General features: G+C 46.6%; 12 protein-coding genes and 8 tRNA genes. 14 read left to right on the plus strand and 6 right to left on the minus strand.

Annotation, left to right across the window (positions count from 1 at the left end; genetic code table 11):
- Positions 1 to 32: 32 nt before the first annotated feature.
- The gene (locus JZ784_RS07045; protein ID WP_346314357.1) at positions 33 to 896 is read right to left on the minus strand and encodes a DUF1853 family protein; all 864 of its coding nucleotides are present in this window, start codon (positions 894 to 896) and stop codon (positions 33 to 35) included.
- Positions 897 to 982: 86 nt separating this feature from the next.
- On the opposite strand from JZ784_RS07045, the gene JZ784_RS07050 reads away from it, so the two are divergent.
- The 11 genes from JZ784_RS07050 (at position 983) to JZ784_RS07100 (ending at position 3738) form a co-directional block, all read left to right on the plus strand.
- Positions 983 to 1387: a YbaN family protein gene (locus JZ784_RS07050; protein WP_005008071.1), complete on the plus strand. Its 405-nt coding sequence runs from the start codon at positions 983 to 985 to the stop codon at positions 1385 to 1387.
- Positions 1384 to 1875 (plus strand): cell wall-recycling L,D-carboxypeptidase ElsL, encoded by a 492-nt coding sequence (elsL, locus tag JZ784_RS07055; RefSeq protein WP_346314358.1) that lies wholly within the window; start codon positions 1384 to 1386, stop codon positions 1873 to 1875. Before JZ784_RS07050 ends, elsL begins: the two co-directional genes overlap by 4 nt.
- A gap of 411 nt (positions 1876 to 2286) precedes the next feature.
- Positions 2287 to 2362, plus strand: a tRNA-Val gene (locus JZ784_RS07060).
- Positions 2363 to 2390: 28 nt separating this feature from the next.
- Positions 2391 to 2467: transfer RNA gene (locus tag JZ784_RS07065), tRNA-Asp, on the plus strand.
- Between the two features lie 49 nt (positions 2468 to 2516).
- Positions 2517 to 2593 (plus strand) — tRNA-Asp (locus JZ784_RS07070).
- A gap of 21 nt (positions 2594 to 2614) precedes the next feature.
- Positions 2615 to 2690: transfer RNA gene (locus tag JZ784_RS07075), tRNA-Val, on the plus strand.
- A gap of 13 nt (positions 2691 to 2703) precedes the next feature.
- Positions 2704 to 2780 (plus strand) — tRNA-Asp (locus JZ784_RS07080).
- Between the two features lie 30 nt (positions 2781 to 2810).
- Positions 2811 to 2886 (plus strand) — tRNA-Val (locus JZ784_RS07085).
- A 43-nt stretch (positions 2887 to 2929) separates the two neighbouring features.
- Positions 2930 to 3006, plus strand: a tRNA-Asp gene (locus tag JZ784_RS07090).
- 110 nt (positions 3007 to 3116) lie between these two features.
- Positions 3117 to 3192 (plus strand) — tRNA-Val (locus JZ784_RS07095).
- Between the two features lie 84 nt (positions 3193 to 3276).
- On the plus strand, positions 3277 to 3738 hold the full coding sequence (locus JZ784_RS07100; RefSeq protein ID WP_005008074.1) for a DUF2750 domain-containing protein: 462 nt from the start codon (positions 3277 to 3279) through the stop codon (positions 3736 to 3738).
- A gap of 21 nt (positions 3739 to 3759) precedes the next feature.
- Here JZ784_RS07100 and JZ784_RS07105 read toward each other — a convergent pair whose 3' ends face one another.
- The 4 genes from JZ784_RS07105 to yccS form a co-directional block, all read right to left on the minus strand.
- Entirely contained in the window at positions 3760 to 4530 is a 771-nt protein-coding gene (locus tag JZ784_RS07105) for a YdcF family protein (RefSeq protein ID WP_346314359.1), read from the minus strand.
- 112 nt (positions 4531 to 4642) lie between these two features.
- Entirely contained in the window at positions 4643 to 7279 is a 2637-nt protein-coding gene (locus tag JZ784_RS07110) for a PepSY domain-containing protein (protein WP_346314360.1), read from the minus strand.
- 181 nt (positions 7280 to 7460) lie between these two features.
- Positions 7461 to 8021, minus strand: coding sequence for a YcxB family protein (locus tag JZ784_RS07115; RefSeq protein ID WP_346314361.1), 561 nt, complete (start codon positions 8019 to 8021; stop codon positions 7461 to 7463).
- Between the two features lie 85 nt (positions 8022 to 8106).
- Complete coding sequence (gene yccS / locus JZ784_RS07120; protein ID WP_346314362.1) at positions 8107 to 10281, minus strand: YccS family putative transporter; 2175 nt, start codon at positions 10279 to 10281, stop codon at positions 8107 to 8109.
- A gap of 140 nt (positions 10282 to 10421) precedes the next feature.
- Between yccS and JZ784_RS07125 the strand changes: the two genes are divergently transcribed.
- Entirely contained in the window at positions 10422 to 11624 is a 1203-nt protein-coding gene (locus JZ784_RS07125) for a multidrug effflux MFS transporter (RefSeq protein WP_346314363.1), read from the plus strand.
- Between the two features lie 111 nt (positions 11625 to 11735).
- Here the strand turns inward: JZ784_RS07125 and JZ784_RS07130 are convergent, their stop codons facing one another.
- Positions 11736 to 12440, minus strand: a complete 705-nt coding sequence (locus tag JZ784_RS07130) for a nitroreductase (protein ID WP_346314364.1) — start codon at positions 12438 to 12440, stop codon at positions 11736 to 11738.
- A 684-nt stretch (positions 12441 to 13124) separates the two neighbouring features.
- On the opposite strand from JZ784_RS07130, the gene JZ784_RS07135 reads away from it, so the two are divergent.
- Both JZ784_RS07135 and gltS read left to right on the plus strand, forming a co-directional pair.
- On the plus strand, positions 13125 to 14423 hold the full coding sequence (locus JZ784_RS07135) for a DcaP family trimeric outer membrane transporter (protein ID WP_346314365.1): 1299 nt from the start codon (positions 13125 to 13127) through the stop codon (positions 14421 to 14423).
- Positions 14424 to 14880: 457 nt separating this feature from the next.
- Positions 14881 to 16122, plus strand: coding sequence for a sodium/glutamate symporter (gene gltS, locus JZ784_RS07140; protein ID WP_346314366.1), 1242 nt, complete (start codon positions 14881 to 14883; stop codon positions 16120 to 16122).
- Positions 16123 to 16484 lie beyond the last annotated feature (362 nt).

Consider the following 16484-nt stretch of genomic DNA (forward strand, 5'->3'; position numbering starts at 1 on the left):
AGCAAATGTAATACCTTGATCTGACAGCAGCATCAGACATGCTTCGCCAGTAAGCTGGGCTGACGGTACATATAGTAGTGCTCATGCTGTGCCGACTTATATAGGCCATCCGTCCACCATTTTGGGCTTAGGCTGCTGGCGGACGGATTGGAGCAAATCCATTCGTGGCGCTGCAGGCGGTAAAAGCCTTGAGATTTTTCCGGGATTTGGTGTCCCCATAAGCCGATTCTGCGCGCAGGATTAATCCAGGCGGGCAGGGCTGCCTCGGCGCTGGCTGCCGGCAGGTATAACTGGCCTTTTAAAATGCAGTAGCGGCGCTGAATAGGCTGTTCCAAAGCATCGGAAAATTGGAACTGCTTTGCTGTAAAATGCTGCAGTTTCCGGCTGAGCGTATCTGTGCGGTTCAGGCCGTACCAAAAGGGCAGTGAAAAATCGCGCTCCGCTAAATAATACTTCAGCGCTACTTCCCAGTGTTCTACTTCATGTGTTGCGCTGTTGAATAATACAAAATCCAGTTCACCCAGCGTGCGTGCGCCGGCAATTTTTTGAATGCTGTGGCCCAGCAGTTGATAGGGGTGGTATTGATGGTCAAGCAGCCAAAACCAAATAAACATTTCGAAACGCAAACCCAGCCGGGTGCTTTTTAATCGCTGCAGAAAGCGGATCAGCTCATAAGGATGCTGATCTAAATACTGCAGGCGCAGCCAATAATTGTCTAAATGCGTTGCCCAGACGGCATTTTCATGAAATTGAAATGAATGCGTTATGGGCAGTTCAGCAGGCAGGCAGCCAAGAATATTGGCGCTGCCGATGCAAAATGCCAGTTGGCGGACCAGCGGCTGTGACAATTGCAGCCAGCGTTCATCCAGATCAGTATTTAAAAAAATAAGGTGCATGTATCGCCTGAGGAAAGTGCAGAATAACAACGGATAAATTGCAAAAACACTTTATACTACCTTAATTCTGAAATTTGGGCTGTGGTATGAAGACGTTGTTTTGGCGAAGCCTTGTGGTGATTTTTGTCATACTGGGTTTTATCGGCGCAATATTGCCGGGAATGCCAACAACAGTGTTTTTGATTTTGGCCGCTTGGGCGGCGTCCAAGGGCTGGCCGCAGATGGATGAATGGCTTCTGAACCATCCTAAATATGGTCCGACCCTGCGCGCATGGCGCGAAAATGGCACAGTACCGCGCAAAGCCAAGTGGATTGCCAGCATTATGATGCTGATCAGCGGCATGATTATGCTGTTTACCAGCGCACCCTTTGCGGTGAAGGTTTTTACGGATGTGACGATGCTGCTGGTAGCCGTCTGGCTGTGGCTGCGCCCAGAGCCTCCGCAGTTAAGCATCAATATGAATTGTGAAAAGACTGAGAAAGACAAATGACGCAATACGCGCTGGATCAAGCTGACATTATCATTGATTTAAAGCATCAGACTTTAAGCTTAAATAAGCTGAATAAATTTTATGTGATTTCTACAGGTAAAAATGGCATTGGGGAAGCAGAAAACAGCGGCAAAACGCCGCGCGGCTGGCATGCTATTGCTGAGAAGTTTGGAGCTGAGCAGCCTTTAAACACAGTATTTATTGCCCGCAAGCCGACAGGGGAGATTTACAGCCAGGAATTAGCGGCACAGCATCCTGAACGTGACTGGATATTATCACGTATACTCTGGCTAAGCGGCTTGGAAGATGGGTTTAACTGCGGAGACGGCTGCGATACCTATCAGCGCTATATTTATATTCACGGTACGCCGGACTCTGAACCGATGGGCATTCCAATGTCACACGGCTGCATCCGCATGCGCAACAGCGATATTGCAGAAGTGTTTGAGCTGATTCCAGAGCAGGCTTTGGTTTATATTGCAGAATAAAGGGGGAATGCTGCATCAAAGCAGCATGTACAGAATATGCTCAGCGCCGCAGCTGCTGAGGCCTTTCAGTTCTTTTTTGCATCAGAAGAGCGCTAAAGAAGACAAGGCTGAGAGATGAGGCTTATCATATTTGGCATATGATGATTTAAATTGAAGCTAAAATAATCAAGCTGTCAATTGATGAGAAATTTAGGCGGTAAAAAGCAGTATTTGTATTGAAGAATGGCTGTTAAAAAGTAGCTGAATTTAGATATGCATTTAAAAATTATACAAAAAATGCAGGTTTTTACAGCATATCACCTATTTTTTAATCACTCAGGCTTAAAAAGTGGAAAACTCGCAGAAAAGCGTTTGACACTCGGTCAAGATTCTCTATAATGCACCTCATCAAACGATGAAGACGTTTTGAAAGGGCGCTTAGCTCAGTTGGTAGAGCGTCTGCCTTACAAGCAGAATGTCGGCGGTTCGATCCCGTCAGCGCCCACCAAGCTTTTTCAGCGTTAAGATATTAAAGTGCAGCGGTAGTTCAGTTGGTTAGAATACCGGCCTGTCACGCCGGGGGTCGCGGGTTCGAGTCCCGTCCGCTGCGCCACTTTAAGTCTTAATATTCGTTTGAACCACAATAGCGACATTGTGTAAATGCAGCGGTAGTTCAGTTGGTTAGAATACCGGCCTGTCACGCCGGGGGTCGCGGGTTCGAGTCCCGTCCGCTGCGCCATTTACATGATCGATCTTTTGAGGGCGCTTAGCTCAGTTGGTAGAGCGTCTGCCTTACAAGCAGAATGTCGGCGGTTCGATCCCGTCAGCGCCCACCATATTCTTTGTGATGCAGCGGTAGTTCAGTTGGTTAGAATACCGGCCTGTCACGCCGGGGGTCGCGGGTTCGAGTCCCGTCCGCTGCGCCATTTTAAGAATAAATGCACCAAACCCTTAAAGGGCGCTTAGCTCAGTTGGTAGAGCGTCTGCCTTACAAGCAGAATGTCGGCGGTTCGATCCCGTCAGCGCCCACCATATCTTTTAAGATATAGAGTGTACTTCCTAGAAGTAACGTGATGCAGCGGTAGTTCAGTTGGTTAGAATACCGGCCTGTCACGCCGGGGGTCGCGGGTTCGAGTCCCGTCCGCTGCGCCATTTATCTTAAAATGTCTTAAATTCCTGAGATTTAAGATGTTTCAAATACCAAGACTACGCACTCCGTTTGTCTTGCATCATAAAAACAACAGCGTTGTTTTTATTCCTCAGGGCGCTTAGCTCAGTTGGTAGAGCGTCTGCCTTACAAGCAGAATGTCGGCGGTTCGATCCCGTCAGCGCCCACCATATATTTCTTCTAAAGCTTGCCTAATAGTTTATTTTTTCATAGAATTTGCAGTCTATAATAATTTTAATACATCTATGTGATCTATGAGAAATCCATATCAGCGCAAGGCAGCGGCTAAAACTCAAACAGCATCTTACAATCCTCAAGACATTTATAAACAATTTATTGAAACTATGGTTGCGCAAGCTGGATTGATCGCATTGTATCAGGACGGCTGGGCATTATGCGCAACACCCACAGGGCAAAAAGCCTTTGCTGTCTGGAAAAATAAAAGCCTCGCAAAATTATTAATTAAAGACAATTGGGCGAATTACGAAACGCAGGAAATCAGCCTGAAAGATTTCATTGAAAAAGTGATTCCGTTCTTGCGTGAACAAAACACAGCCGTGTCTATGGATCTAACCCCGGAAGGGCAGAATATTTTGGTGGCGCCTGAAAAACTGCTGCTGGATTTAAAAAATTATTTATATCAGGTCTACGTGCAAAAGCCTGATTTTTTTAAAGATCTGAATATTCCATTGCCGCGCAATATCCGAATCAATTAAAAGTTTTCATTAGCCTGTGTACTAATATTCATTCAGCAGCCAGCCGCTTAGAAACGCGAAATATTCACGCAGCCAAGAGTTATAGCGGATATACAGCGGTGTTGGCGCACTGATTGTGTAAATATGGCTGTAGCCTTCGTGTTTGGCAATAGCCGCTGCGCGAGGCAGATGAAAGTCACTGCTGACGATAGCAACCGGCTGATCGGCACGAATATGCAGCTGAGCCAAAACCGCTTTGCTGTTCGCCAGATTTAATGCGGTACTGGTGCTTTGATCTTCTAAATAAATCCGCTGCGCCGGCAAATGATGTGCCTGCAGCATATATTGCCGCATGACTGCGGCTTCAGACACTTTTTCATGCCTGCCGTAACCGCCTGTCATAATGATGGCTGCCTGAGGGTTTTGCTGTGCCGCTGGAACGGCTGCATCCAAGCGGGCTTTGAGTGTCGGTGAAGGCTGTCCATTTTCAATGCCGCTGCCCAATACGATAATGGCGCGGACTTTGGGAATGCTGGCGGACTGCTGTGAACTGTATTGCAGATAGGCAAAGAATCCAGCCAAACTTATTAACCAGAGCCAGAAACTTGCCCAGCTGACCCGCCAAAAAGAATGAAGTTTTGGATGCTGAGCTAAAAAGCGCTGAATAGCGCCATAAAATATGGCCGTCATCATAAAGATCAGGCCAATGAAAATGGGCAGGACAATGCCTAAGTGAATTTTGTCCAAAGACAGCAGCCACAGGCCATCCACGATTAAGAGAAACCCAAAGGCAAACAGCAGGACTCTTTTCATACAGCTCAAGTATTTTGCTGGAGTAGATTGAGCAGTTTAAACAATTTGATGCCAATAAAAAACCGAGCGCTGAGGCTCGGTTTTTTATTGGCTTAAAGCGCAATGATTCGGCTTAGTAAACATCGCGGCGGTAGCGGCCATCCTGTTTCAGCTGATCCAGCGCAGCTTCGCCTAGAATATCCCGCAAGGCCGAATCTACATCGCTGGCCATGCCGTTGATGCTGCCGCACACATAAATCACTGCACCATTTTCGATCCATTTTTGCAGTTCAGCAGCCTGTTCCCGCAGTTTATGGTGCACATAGATTTTTTCAGCCTGATCGCGTGAGAAAGCCAAGTCTAGGCGCTGCAGCATGCCTGTACTTTGCCAAGCTTCGATGGTGCTTTGGAAAAAGAAATCATGCTCGCGCTGGCGTTCACCGAAAATCAGCCAGTTGTCTGTATAGCTTGAACGGATGCGTGAACTGAGCAGGCTCATTAAGCCGGCAATGCCTGTGCCGTTGCCGATGAGGATAATCGGGCGGTTATCATGAATCAGATGGAAGGATTCATTGGTGCGGATGCGCATGGCAATTTCACTGTTGACGGCAGCATGCTGGGTCAGCCAGCCAGAACCTAGGCCAAGCTGCCCTTGAGCATCGGATTGCTGACGCACCACTAAACGCAAGACTTGCTGTTCAGGAATGCTGGCAATGGAATACTCGCGGGAAGGCAGAACCGGAAGCTGTTCCAGCAAATGATCCAGAGTGGCAAAAGGTTCGGCTTCTACAGTTAAATCACGGTTCCAGAGCATTTCTGCAATGCTTCTGGCGGTGGATTCAACCGGTGCATTTGCGCTGATGCTGTATTGAGCCAAGAAAGCCTCAATGCGCGCTGCACTGTTGCCAGGCTGGATTTCAGCAATATCGCCGGCTTGCCAATGCACTTCATGTTTTGGAGTGAATTCCAAGTTAAAGGCAGGGGAGCCCAGGCTGCCTGGGTTCAACAGCGTGCGCTGTTTAAGTGTCCAGACATCAAAAGTCTTATTGATCGTCATGGCCTGCAGATCCAGCTTAGTCACTGCCGCTAAAGCTGTATTCCATTGCTGTACGGCAGCTGCATCGCCATTATTCACTTCAATGGCATCAAAGAGTGCATTGGCGCCATTTTGAGACAGCCAAGTGAATGCTCTATGGCCAAAAGCGCAATAGCTGTCAGGGTATTCTTTGGATCCGAGGGCCAGCACGGCAAACTTCAGATGGCTGAGGTCCTGCTGCTGCGACATGAGTTTTTTCTCAAAAGCAGAAGCTGAGTCCGGCGCTTCGCCTGTGCCGTAGGTGCTGGCAATCATCAGGAGTTGCGTGGCTTGATTAAGGTCATCCATAGTCAGCTGTTGAACTGCTTTGACCGCGGCGGGCTGGCGCGCTTCCTGCAGGCTGACGGCTGTGCGCCAAGCCAGTTGTTCGGCTAAGCCTGTTTGCGAGGCATAGACGATGAGCCAAGGCTGGGCATTTGGATCTGCGGATATAGGCGCTAAGCTGCTGCGCGCCTGCACGGCTAAGCGTTTTTGCTTGCGGCGCTTCAGATACAGCATCCAGCCAGTCACAAAGAACAGCGGCATGATCAAAGAAGCCAGCATCGCTGCGAACTGATAGACCGGGCCAAAGAAGCTGCCGCGGTGCACAGGCAGCATGCTGCTCATGATTTTTTCGTTGAGCTTTTTGTCTTCGTACAGCTCTAATTTTTGAATCTTGGCTGCTGAATAATCATAGGTGGCTTTATTGCGTGCGCGCTCATGCTGCGGCACTGCATCTGTAAACTGGATTTCCAGTTCGCCATTGGCTTTTTTAGGAATATTGAAGGTAATGCTTGAATATTCACGGCCCACTTGAGCATTGAAGCCTGTCCACGTTTGGGCAAGTGCAAGATTGATCTGTTCAGGCTTTAAGCCTTTTTTCTCTCCGCGGCCTTCTTGTTTACCTTCAGCCTGTTCTGCAGACCCTGCTGGTTTTTGTCCAGCGCGCGGCTGCTCTTGGCCTTCACGCGGCCCATCACCGCCTTTGCCGGCCCCATTTTTAGCCTGCATTTCGGCCTGCGGACGCTCTACTCCCATCACTTTAAACATGCCGTCCCGCCACCAGCCATACGACCAGTACAGCCCTGTAAACGCCAGCAGCAGATAGAAAATGACGACCCATGTGCCAATCACGGCATGCAAGTCCCACAGGAAATTGCGGCCTCTTAATTGCGGCTTGACCATCAGCCATTGTTTGAATGAATGCTTTTTAGGCCAGCGTAAATAAATCCCGCTCAAAATAAAATAAATTAAGATCAGGGTGGATGCGCCTGTCAGCTGCTTGCCAAACTCACCTACAGTTAAATTGCGGTGCAGCTGCTGAATGAATTGGAAAAATTCACGGCCTTTGACTTCGGGCAATATTTCAGCTGAGTAAGGGTTAATCATCATGTTATAGCCCTTGCGCGCGCCTTCTTTTACGATATTGACGGAAGAAGAGGCCGCAGGGTCATGATCTATGGTGATGCTGTTGATTTTTATAGAAGGATCGGTCTGCTGAAAATGCTGATAAATTTGCGCAGGCGTCAGTTTTTCTTTTTGTTCGGCTTTTACCGTGTAGCTTTCCTGATTCAGCCATTTTTGAATCGGCTGTTCATAAGAATAGATTGCGCCCGTCACCCCCATAATAGAAAGGATTAAACCGGCGCTGATTCCGAGGAACCAGTGAATTTGGAAGAGGGTCTTTTTAAACATGGCAATCAATGTTTAGGCAAGTGGCAAGTTGCTGCGAATTATAACCTTAGATTAAGAAGAGAATATGTATTTAAAGATAATATTTATTCTCATTCTCATTATTGATTCGCTTGGCCGCTGCGCATGAAAAAAGCCTCCAATGCAGGAGGCTTTTCGGATCAGCGGAAAGCTGTTCAGCCGCTTAAACTGATTTCGGCTCGCCAACCGTTTCAGTTAAGTGCTTGCGGATCGTCGCAAAAGGAAAATTCTTGCTGTCTAAGCGCTTAGGCAGAATATACGCGCCTTGCTGATCTTTAATTTTAAAGTTGATCAGAATGAACTCTGGCGTATTGTACCATTCGTAAATATCTTTCCAGCCCACAGTCATGTTGCCCATTTGCATGCCCACCTGCTGCTGCATGGAAATGCCGTGCGGCTGCACGCCTAAGCGGATGCCTTTAATTTCTTGAACTGGCGTTTCATTCAGCTTGCGCTTTACATACCATTCGATGCCGAATTTGCGGACAAGAAAATAAATAACGACACAGGCAATGGCAACCCAGCAGAATACTGTTGAATAATTTTTGATTAACAGAATTCCGAGCAGTGAAAGGGCAATGATTGCGCCCATGATCAGCCAGGCTTTTGTGCCGATTTTATAGTTGCTGCGGGACAGCACCAGCTGGGCATTGCGCTGCTCAGCTTCAGAAACTTCATAAGCCACAGGCTGCAGGGTATAAGCGTAAACGTTTTTAGCGGTCATGATTAAACTAACAAATTTCAAACTGTAAAAAGTTTAGCATTATTTGTACCAATCCAGTGAGTATATTGTTCCAAATTCAGCCAAATTATAAAGAAGCCAATTCGGTTGCATGCGGGTCATGGTCATGGCTTAAATTCTGCTTCAAATGGCTGATTTGATCCAAAATACTGAACATTAATGACAGCTGCTGCAAAATGATCAATGATTTCTGATCATCATCATTGTTTTGCGATAAGCGCTGGCGGATAGCCTGCAGCATATTGGTTGCGGTTAAGTCCGGCACTTCATCACGCAAAAGCGCACCTTGGATATCATCCAAAGCTTTGTCCAGCAGATTTAAGACTTCCTGATCCTGAATTTTTTCACGGTGCGCGCCTAAGGCGGCAATATAGCTGATAAAGGTGTGATTCAAACAGAGGAATTCAAAAGCTTGAGCTTTTTGTGCAGGATCAAAATCCGGCTCGGTCGCCAGTGTTGAAATTAAAGAAGCGACGTCGGCATCGGTATTGTGCGCGGCGCGGCGCACCACGCGGTAATTCAGGCCATTGTTGCGGCCATGCTTGTATTGCTCAACCACTTCTGACAAGTAATCGCATTGCGCCTGTAAAGAGCGCTTGATGGTGCGCGGCAGGCGGCGGAATTTCCAGTCCGGGAAAATAAAGCTGACGCCAAACCAGGCTAAAGCGCAGCCGATCAGGGTGTCGATCATGCGCGGCATGGCCGCAGCAAAGCCCAGTCCGTCTAAATTGAAGTTGATCATCGCCAAGATTGTGATGAAGGCTGTGGCTTGCGCATACTGTTTGCTTCGCAATTCAAAGAACAGCACGCCGCTGAGAATCAGCAGCAGCAGCTGGCCTTCAATCGAAGGGATAAAATACAAAATCGCGTAGCCTAAAATAATGCCGATTAAGGTTCCAATAATCCGCAAATATAGTCGGCGCTTGGTGGCGTTAAAGTTCGGCTGGCTGACAAATAAAGCAGTCAGCAGAATCCAGTAGCCGTATTGAATGTCGGTCAGCTGCACAAAAATATAGCCAATGAACAGCACCAAAGAGACTCGAACGGCATGCCGGAACAAGACCGATTCAGGCGTCAGATGCTGTTTGACCCGAATGACCATGTCATCCCAGCCTTTTAAGTCATCATCTTTAAGCTGATTTTCGATGTGCTTGGCTCTGTCAAAATTCATATGGCGTTCGGTTTCCACATTGCGCAGCTGTGAATCGATGGCTTTTAAATTTTGATAAAGTGAAAACAGCGAATTCACCCAAACCTGATCATACTGCTGTTCGGCTCGGAGCTTTTCTAAGGATAATTTCAGATTTTGAAAAGCATGCTTAAAGCGTTTGCTGTGATTATAGGGGGTGCGCTGCAGAATGCTGCTGCTTAAGTCTTTGCAGGCTTTGGCCTGAAGAGACAAAATGCGCTGAAAGCGGAACAGGATATCGCTGTGTTCGAAAATCTTAGACAGCTTTTGATAGTCAATATGCGCAGAATCGGCGCGTTCATGAATATCCTGCGCCACAAAATAATACTGCAGGCTGCGCCGTGTATCGCGCTGGCCGCGGTCGCCTTTTAAACGGGTCAGCAAGGCGGTTTTCATATCGTTGAAAATGGTGATTAATTTTCCATTTTCTAAAGACAGCTCAATCATGCTTTGCTGATAGCTGGCCGGTGTCATGTCTACATCAAATAGATTCGATTTGGCAAATAAGAAGTCGGCTAAAGACGAATAGCACTGCGCCAGTTTGTCCTGCACTTGGCGTACAGGAAACAGCAGGAAGCTGATGGTGGAAATTAAGCCGTACCAAGCCGCGCCTATGACCAGCAAGCTTGCCTGCGTATACCAGTTGTCAAAAAGGCTGACGCCAAGCATGGAATATACAGAGATGACTAAACAGCCGTAGGAGATCGTGGCATAGCGCCGCCCCAGTGACCCCAGTAAAATCCAGCCAATGCAGGACACAATTAAGCCAATGGCAAATAGAATTGGATAGGGAAACAGCAGATAGACCGATACCGCAGTCACAAAGAACCCGATATAGGTATAGATCAGATTCATGATCCGCACAGAAAAGCGGTCATCGATATCGCTTAAGCCTGCAGCCACAACCCCTAAGGTGAGGGGGATCGTGTACAGCTGCTGCCCGATGAAATACGGGACAAAAGCCGTACCCGCAAACGCGATAATCATGCGGATGTTGTACATGAATGTGGTGTTGTACGTTGCTTGTTTTAGCCGTGCGAGCCAAGAGTTCAATTTCTATCCTTTGCTGTCTGGAGCAGAGCGGTCAGCTGATATTGGAATTGTGTGATTTTTCACTTTGAATATGCCGAAATAATACTATGACACGTGTAAACTTGTCTGCATTCTCATCATTTAGAAACGAAAATATCTCTATGCAGACAGAACAAAGCAAAACGCAGTATTCCAGCGCATGGATCATGCTGTTAGCGCTGCTGACTTCGCTGGGCCCGCTGTCGATTGATATGTATTTGCCGGCTTTGCCGCAAATGGCGCATGATTTTGGCGTCAGCACGCAGAGGATTGCCAATACCTTACCTGCATACTTTTTAGGCTTGGCCGTGGGGCAGCTGATTTATGGCCCGCTCAGTGACCGTATTGGCCGTAAAATTCCGCTGTATTTTGGACTGTGTCTGTACATTGCGGCAAGTTTGCTGTGCCTGATGGTGCAAAATGAATGGAGCCTGATTGCTGCCCGCATCTTGCAGGCTTTAGGCGGATGCGTAGGGGTCGTGATTGCGCGGGCAGCCATCCGGGACCGTTTAGATATGCAGGCGTCTGCGCAGGCATTTTCAAGCATGATGATTGTGATGGGGATCGCGCCGATTATTGCGCCAACACTGGGTTCGTGGATTTTAAAATTTTTCAGCTGGCATGCAGTGTTTGCCGCATTAAGCTTGATGGGTGTTGTCTGCCTATGCTGCGTGCACTTTTTCTTTCATGAGTCTTTGCCTGCATCCAGGCGTCTAAAGTTAAGCTTTAAACAAGTGCTGCTGCTGTACGCGACAATTTTTAAAGATGCCAGCTTCCGCCTGCCGATGATCATTGGCTGCTTCTCGGGCGGTTTGCTGTTCTGCTATATCAGTTCATCTGCGCCGGTTTTAATGGATGGCTATGGGCTGACGCAGCAGCAATTTGCTTACGCTTTTGGTGCGAACGCCTTTGGCATTATGCTGTTTTCGACATTCAATAAGCATCTGGCGGCAAAAATCAGTGTTATGCAGCGTTTAAAAATGGGCGCCTATATTCAGCTTTCAGGTGTAATGATTTTGTTCGCTGGCGGACTGCTGCCGCACGCGCCGATGGTTTCAGTCATGCTGGGCATGTTTTTGACGGTTTCCGGCATCGGCTTTACCGGCCCAAATGCAATGGCTTTGGCAATGTCTGAGCAGGGTGCGCGTGCAGGAACGGCCAGCGCAGTCATGGGCAGCATGCAGTTTGCCTGCGGCCTGTTAGGCGGACTGATTTTGAATTTCTTGTTTTGGAGCCCATTATTGAATATGGCAGCGGTGATGCTGCTGTTCATAGCGCTGGCGCTGTATGCAATTCGCAGCATTCAGAATGCACGAGCCGTTTAAAATGGCCTGAAGCGGAACAGAGGGATTGCTGAATGCCTGCCATGAACGGCTGAAAGGTCCGAGATAAAAAAGGGGCTTGGCCCCTTTTGCTGCGATGCGGTCAGCAAGCCTTCATTCAATAAATACAGCAAAATCCTCCACCGGGACACGCGGTGTAATAAAGGTATTTACGATATGATCAGGATCGGCATAGCCTAAAGCCATGCCGCATACCAGTTCTTCGTCGCTGGAGGCATGAACTTCACTGAGCACAATGCTGTGGAAGTGATTCCAGGCGGCTTGTGGGCAAGTATCTAAACCGCGGGCTTTGGCTGCCAGCATGACATTCTGAATCATCATGGCGATATCCATTTTTGCGCCAATGCCCAAAGATTTATGTACGGTAAAGAACAGCCCAACGGGCGCATCAAACAATTTGAAATTGCGCAGCTGCTGCTGCGCCATTTTTTCTTTTTCACCTTTCTGAATTTTCAGTAAGCCATATAAGCCCCAGCCATTTTCACGGCGGCGCTCAATATAGGGTGAAAGCCATTGTTCAGGGTAGTAGGGAAAGGTTTCTGTATAGTTTTTTGCCAATTCCGGGTTCAAAAATAAGGCGGATTGCGCGGTGCAGACTTTTTCAGTCAAGGCATCCCGTTTCCGGCCCTGCACGACATAAACCCGCCACGGCTGGGTATTGGTTCCAGACGGAGCGCGGCTGGCCACCTGAAGGATCTCTTTGAGTGTTTTGCGGTCAACTGGCGTGTCCAAAAACGCACGTACAGAATGACGCGAGGTGATGACTTGATCTACGGCTTGCTGCAGCTGCTGGTCCATATGCCTACCTGTGATTGCTTTAATTTTTAAATTTTCATTCAAATGTTTAACATTAATATGCGTTTTAGAACAAGCTTCGCTGCTGAATTGTGAAAAAGACGATAAAGTTTTAACACCCTAAAGGTATAAATATTTACCCTTAAGGTATAGTATTGGCGTATTCGGCGAGTGGCGGCATGGATGTCTTGTGCAATTCTATGACCGTGTTCAAGAACTTATATCTTCCATGAAGATTAACCGCTCGGTAAATCCGGCTTTTGTGCAATAACGTATTGCTGAGCGTCAACTGCATGCTACTAAAGCACAGATAGTCATTCGCGGCGTTGTCCGTTCAAATAATCAGCATGAGGTGTCAGGAAGATCAGCTCAATTTTAAAAATACTGAAGATGAAATGGATTTATAAAAAGGAGCGGTTCAACAGGACCAATTATTGCAAGACAATGCAGCCATTGCAAAATGGTGAACATGGTGCTGTTTAGGCGTTTTGAAATTTATTGCTGTGAAAAACTGAGCAAAATTGCTTATTCATTATATAAATTACAAATGCGTAAAATCAGCAAACTAGTGGTTAATTTTTCCTGTATAAATGTGCAATTAGGAAAAACTTAAAAATTGTCACAAAAATTACATTTTCATCTGGATTGAAAATGATTGCGTGAAACTAGAATTCATCTGGAGAATATATGAATTTCGCTCAACTTAAAAAACCTGCAGCTCAATACAGCTTAGCCATTGCCGTTTCAGCACTGATGCTGAACTCTGCGCAAGCAGCCACAGCTGAACAAAAAGAAGTTGCGCAGTTGCGGGCTGAAGTTGCAGAACTGAAGGCATTGATCAAACAGCAGCAGCAGGTTCAAGTACAGCAGCAGGCTGATATTCAGCAGGTCAAAACGCGTCCTGCTCCAGTAGCTGTTGTGGCAGCGCCTGTTTCACCACTTGCTGGGCTGAAATCTAAGGCTGGTGCAGATGTAAATGTTTATGGTTTTGTACGCGGTGATGCCAACTACATCATTGAAGGTTTTGATGGAGACTTTGGTGGCGTAGCATCTTCTACAGGCGCGACAAAAGACAAATTGCGCGCGACAGCAAAAACTACACGTATTGGCTTAGACTTCAGCGCTCCTGTAGGCGCTGACAATAAAGTCGGCGGTAAAATTGAAGCGGATTTTGCTGATCCTGACAGCGTTAAAGGTGAAGGTTTCCGTATCCGTCATGCGTACTTGACTTACAACAACTGGCTATTCGGTCAAACAACGTCGAACTTCCTGTCTAGCCATGCACCTGAAATGATTGACTTCAGCACCAATATTGGCGGCGGCACTCAGCGTTTACCGCAAGTACGCTATAATTTTAAACTTGCGCCGCAAACTCAATTGTTTGTTTCTGCTGAAGAAGGTGACAGTAAAGGTACAGTTGCGGCAGATACGTCTTACCGCGTTCCGAACTTAACCGCTAAACTGACTCAAGGTTTTGCTGAGGGCAAGGGTTCAGCATCTGCGCGCGCACTGGTTGAAAATTACAAGTCAGACGCTGCCAATGAAACTGAAACAGCTTGGGGCGTTGCAGCTGGCGCATCATATGCGGTGACGGATCAATTGAAGCTGAATGGCGATGTTTCATACGCGGAAGGCAACAGCAACTATTTATACGGTTCAAATTCTGCATACTCTGTAGTGAATGGCAGTGTTGAACAAAATAAATTTACAGCTGTGCAAGTCGGCGCTACCTATAAGTTCAACGAAAAATTGCGTTCAACTTTAGCGTATGGCGCGTTATTTGCTGATGACGGCAGCGCTTATGCGAAAGATGTGTCAAACAGCAATGCAAACGAAGAAGTTCAACAGGCTTGGCTGAATATTATTTACGCACCAGTAAAACCAGTTGAACTGGGTGTGGAATACATCAATGGTAAGCGTAAAGCATTTGGCGGCAACTCATACCACGATGACCGTGTTGGCTTAATGGCTAAATACAGTTTCTAATCTGGATTTTTAAATTGCCTAAAAAACAGGAGCATAAAGCTCCTGTTTTTCATTTGAGAAGGCTGAATTTAGCGCTTATAAATCAAACCCCATTTTTTTAGAAAATAAATATAAAAAAGCTATAACTGCTACTGATATGAATTATTGTAAAAAAATAAAGTTTTTACACAAAAACTATGCATAATGTCGCACTTTTATTCATATTGATGGTTGATCAAAAGATTTGACAAGGATATCCGTTAAAAGTCTAAATCATTAGGAGTGGGCGGAATATTTGGGCAATACATATGCCATTAGGGGAGTATGGTATTGCAAGTCATTTACATGAGAAGCATCAAATGAGCCACAGCATAAATATTTGGAATAAAATTTCGGCATTGGGTTAAGTCTTGCCAGATTTTATTCATTTTAGTAAATTTTTAATTGCTCTGGTTCATTACCTGCATGGACTATTATTATGGAATTTACTTTTAACGCATTTTATACCTTAATTGCTGCCGTGATCGTGCTATTGCTTGGGCGGTTTCTCGTTAATAAAATCGGTTTTTTAAAACGCTATAATATTCCTGAACCCGTTGCGGGCGGCTTAGTCGCCGCTGTTCTATCGCTGGTTGTGCATCAGCTCTGGGGATACAGCATTACCACCAGCAGTCAGCTGCAAACCAGTTTTATGCTGATCTTCTTTGCTTCTATTGGCTTAAGCGCCAACTTCGCTAAATTGAGAGAAGGCGGCTTGGGCTTAGTAATCTTCCTTGTGGCTGTCGCATCGTTTATTGTGGTGCAGGATTTTGTCGGCATTAGCCTGGCGACAATCATGGGCATTGATCCATTAATCGGCTTGATTGCGGGCTCTATCACGCTGACTGGGGGACATGGCACAGCAGGCGCCTGGGGTGAAATTTTAGAAACCCAGCACGGCATCCAAGGCGCATTGGCGCTTGGCATGGCGAGTGCGACCTTCGGTTTGATTATTGGCGGCATTATTGGCGGCCCTTTAGCAAAATTGCTGATTAACCGTTATAAGTTAGCTACGCCGCGCACCAATGAACAGATCGAAAAAAGTGACAGCACCCCTTTGGCCGATATAAATTCTGCAGAATATGTTCCATTTGAGCATCCGCACCGTGTCCGCTTAATTACGGCGGATAATGCCATTACGACATTGGGCTTATTTGCAGGCTGTTTGGCATTTGCTGAATTTATGACCGGATACAGCAAAGGAACAATGTTTGAATTGCCGACATTTGTCTGGGCTTTGGCCGGCGGCGTTATTCTGCGCAATGTGCTGGAAGGCATTTTTAAAATTCAAATTTTCGACCGCGCGATTGATGTTTTTGGAAATACGTCGCTTTCACTGTATTTAGCGATGGCTTTGCTTTCTTTAAAACTGTGGCAATTATCTGACTTGGCTGGCCCGCTGGTTGTTATTTTGGGCGCGCAAACCTTAACGATGGGACTGTATGCCGCCTTTGTCACTTTCCGTGTTATGGGTAAAAACTATGATGCGGCGGTCTTGGCTGCAGGGCATTGCGGTTTTGGCATGGGCGCTACGCCGACAGCCGTTGCCAATATGCAGGCCATTACCAATATGTATGGGCCTTCACACAAAGCATTCTTGATTGTACCGCTCTGCGGCGCATTTTTTGTTGACTTGATTAATGCGACAGTTATTCAATTTATTTTAAAATTCTTTGCATAATTGAAGACTGTTTGGAATTTAACGAGCTTTAAAAAAATACCCAAGGAAACTTGGGTATTTTTTTATGCAGCAGCGAATATCCATGTAACTTAAATGGCAGGCTGACTGCTTATACGGCGGGATTAAGCGGTAAAGCTGCCCATAATGCTGCAAAGCCATGATCTGCGAATATTCACCATCTGTCTGCCATTTGTTTTTTTGGGTAAAGTGCTGATGCAAAGGATCAAATAGATAGCTCCCAAATATGCACAGCAGTGATTTGGAGTGCATCGGCAAACACTGCGAAGCAAAGCGGATTGGATTATAATTTCAGACTATGGCGAAGTCAGAAAATGTGAAAGTGCAGGCGCCGCTTAACGAAT

It is taken from the genome of Acinetobacter sp. CWB-B33, assembly GCF_039655955.1.
Classification (GTDB): domain Bacteria; phylum Pseudomonadota; class Gammaproteobacteria; order Pseudomonadales; family Moraxellaceae; genus Acinetobacter; species Acinetobacter bouvetii.

Excerpts from the sequence above, each read along its gene's own strand:
- JZ784_RS07115 (WP_346314361.1), bottom strand. The coding sequence starts at position 8,021 with ATGACCGCTAAAAACGTTTACGCTTATACCCTGCAGCCTGTGGCTTAT.
- JZ784_RS07135 (WP_346314365.1), top strand. The coding sequence starts at position 13,125 with ATGAATTTCGCTCAACTTAAAAAACCTGCAGCTCAATACAGCTTAGCC.
- JZ784_RS07105 (WP_346314359.1), bottom strand. The coding sequence starts at position 4,530 with ATGAAAAGAGTCCTGCTGTTTGCCTTTGGGTTTCTCTTAATCGTGGAT.
- JZ784_RS07110 (WP_346314360.1), bottom strand. The coding sequence starts at position 7,279 with ATGTTTAAAAAGACCCTCTTCCAAATTCACTGGTTCCTCGGAATCAGC.
- JZ784_RS07130 (WP_346314364.1), bottom strand. The coding sequence starts at position 12,440 with ATGGACCAGCAGCTGCAGCAAGCCGTAGATCAAGTCATCACCTCGCGT.
- gltS (WP_346314366.1), top strand. The coding sequence starts at position 14,881 with ATGGAATTTACTTTTAACGCATTTTATACCTTAATTGCTGCCGTGATC.
- JZ784_RS07100 (WP_005008074.1), top strand. The coding sequence starts at position 3,277 with ATGAGAAATCCATATCAGCGCAAGGCAGCGGCTAAAACTCAAACAGCA.
- elsL (WP_346314358.1), top strand. The coding sequence starts at position 1,384 with ATGACGCAATACGCGCTGGATCAAGCTGACATTATCATTGATTTAAAG.
- JZ784_RS07125 (WP_346314363.1), top strand. The coding sequence starts at position 10,422 with ATGCAGACAGAACAAAGCAAAACGCAGTATTCCAGCGCATGGATCATG.
- JZ784_RS07050 (WP_005008071.1), top strand. The coding sequence starts at position 983 with ATGAAGACGTTGTTTTGGCGAAGCCTTGTGGTGATTTTTGTCATACTG.
- JZ784_RS07045 (WP_346314357.1), bottom strand. The coding sequence starts at position 896 with ATGCACCTTATTTTTTTAAATACTGATCTGGATGAACGCTGGCTGCAA.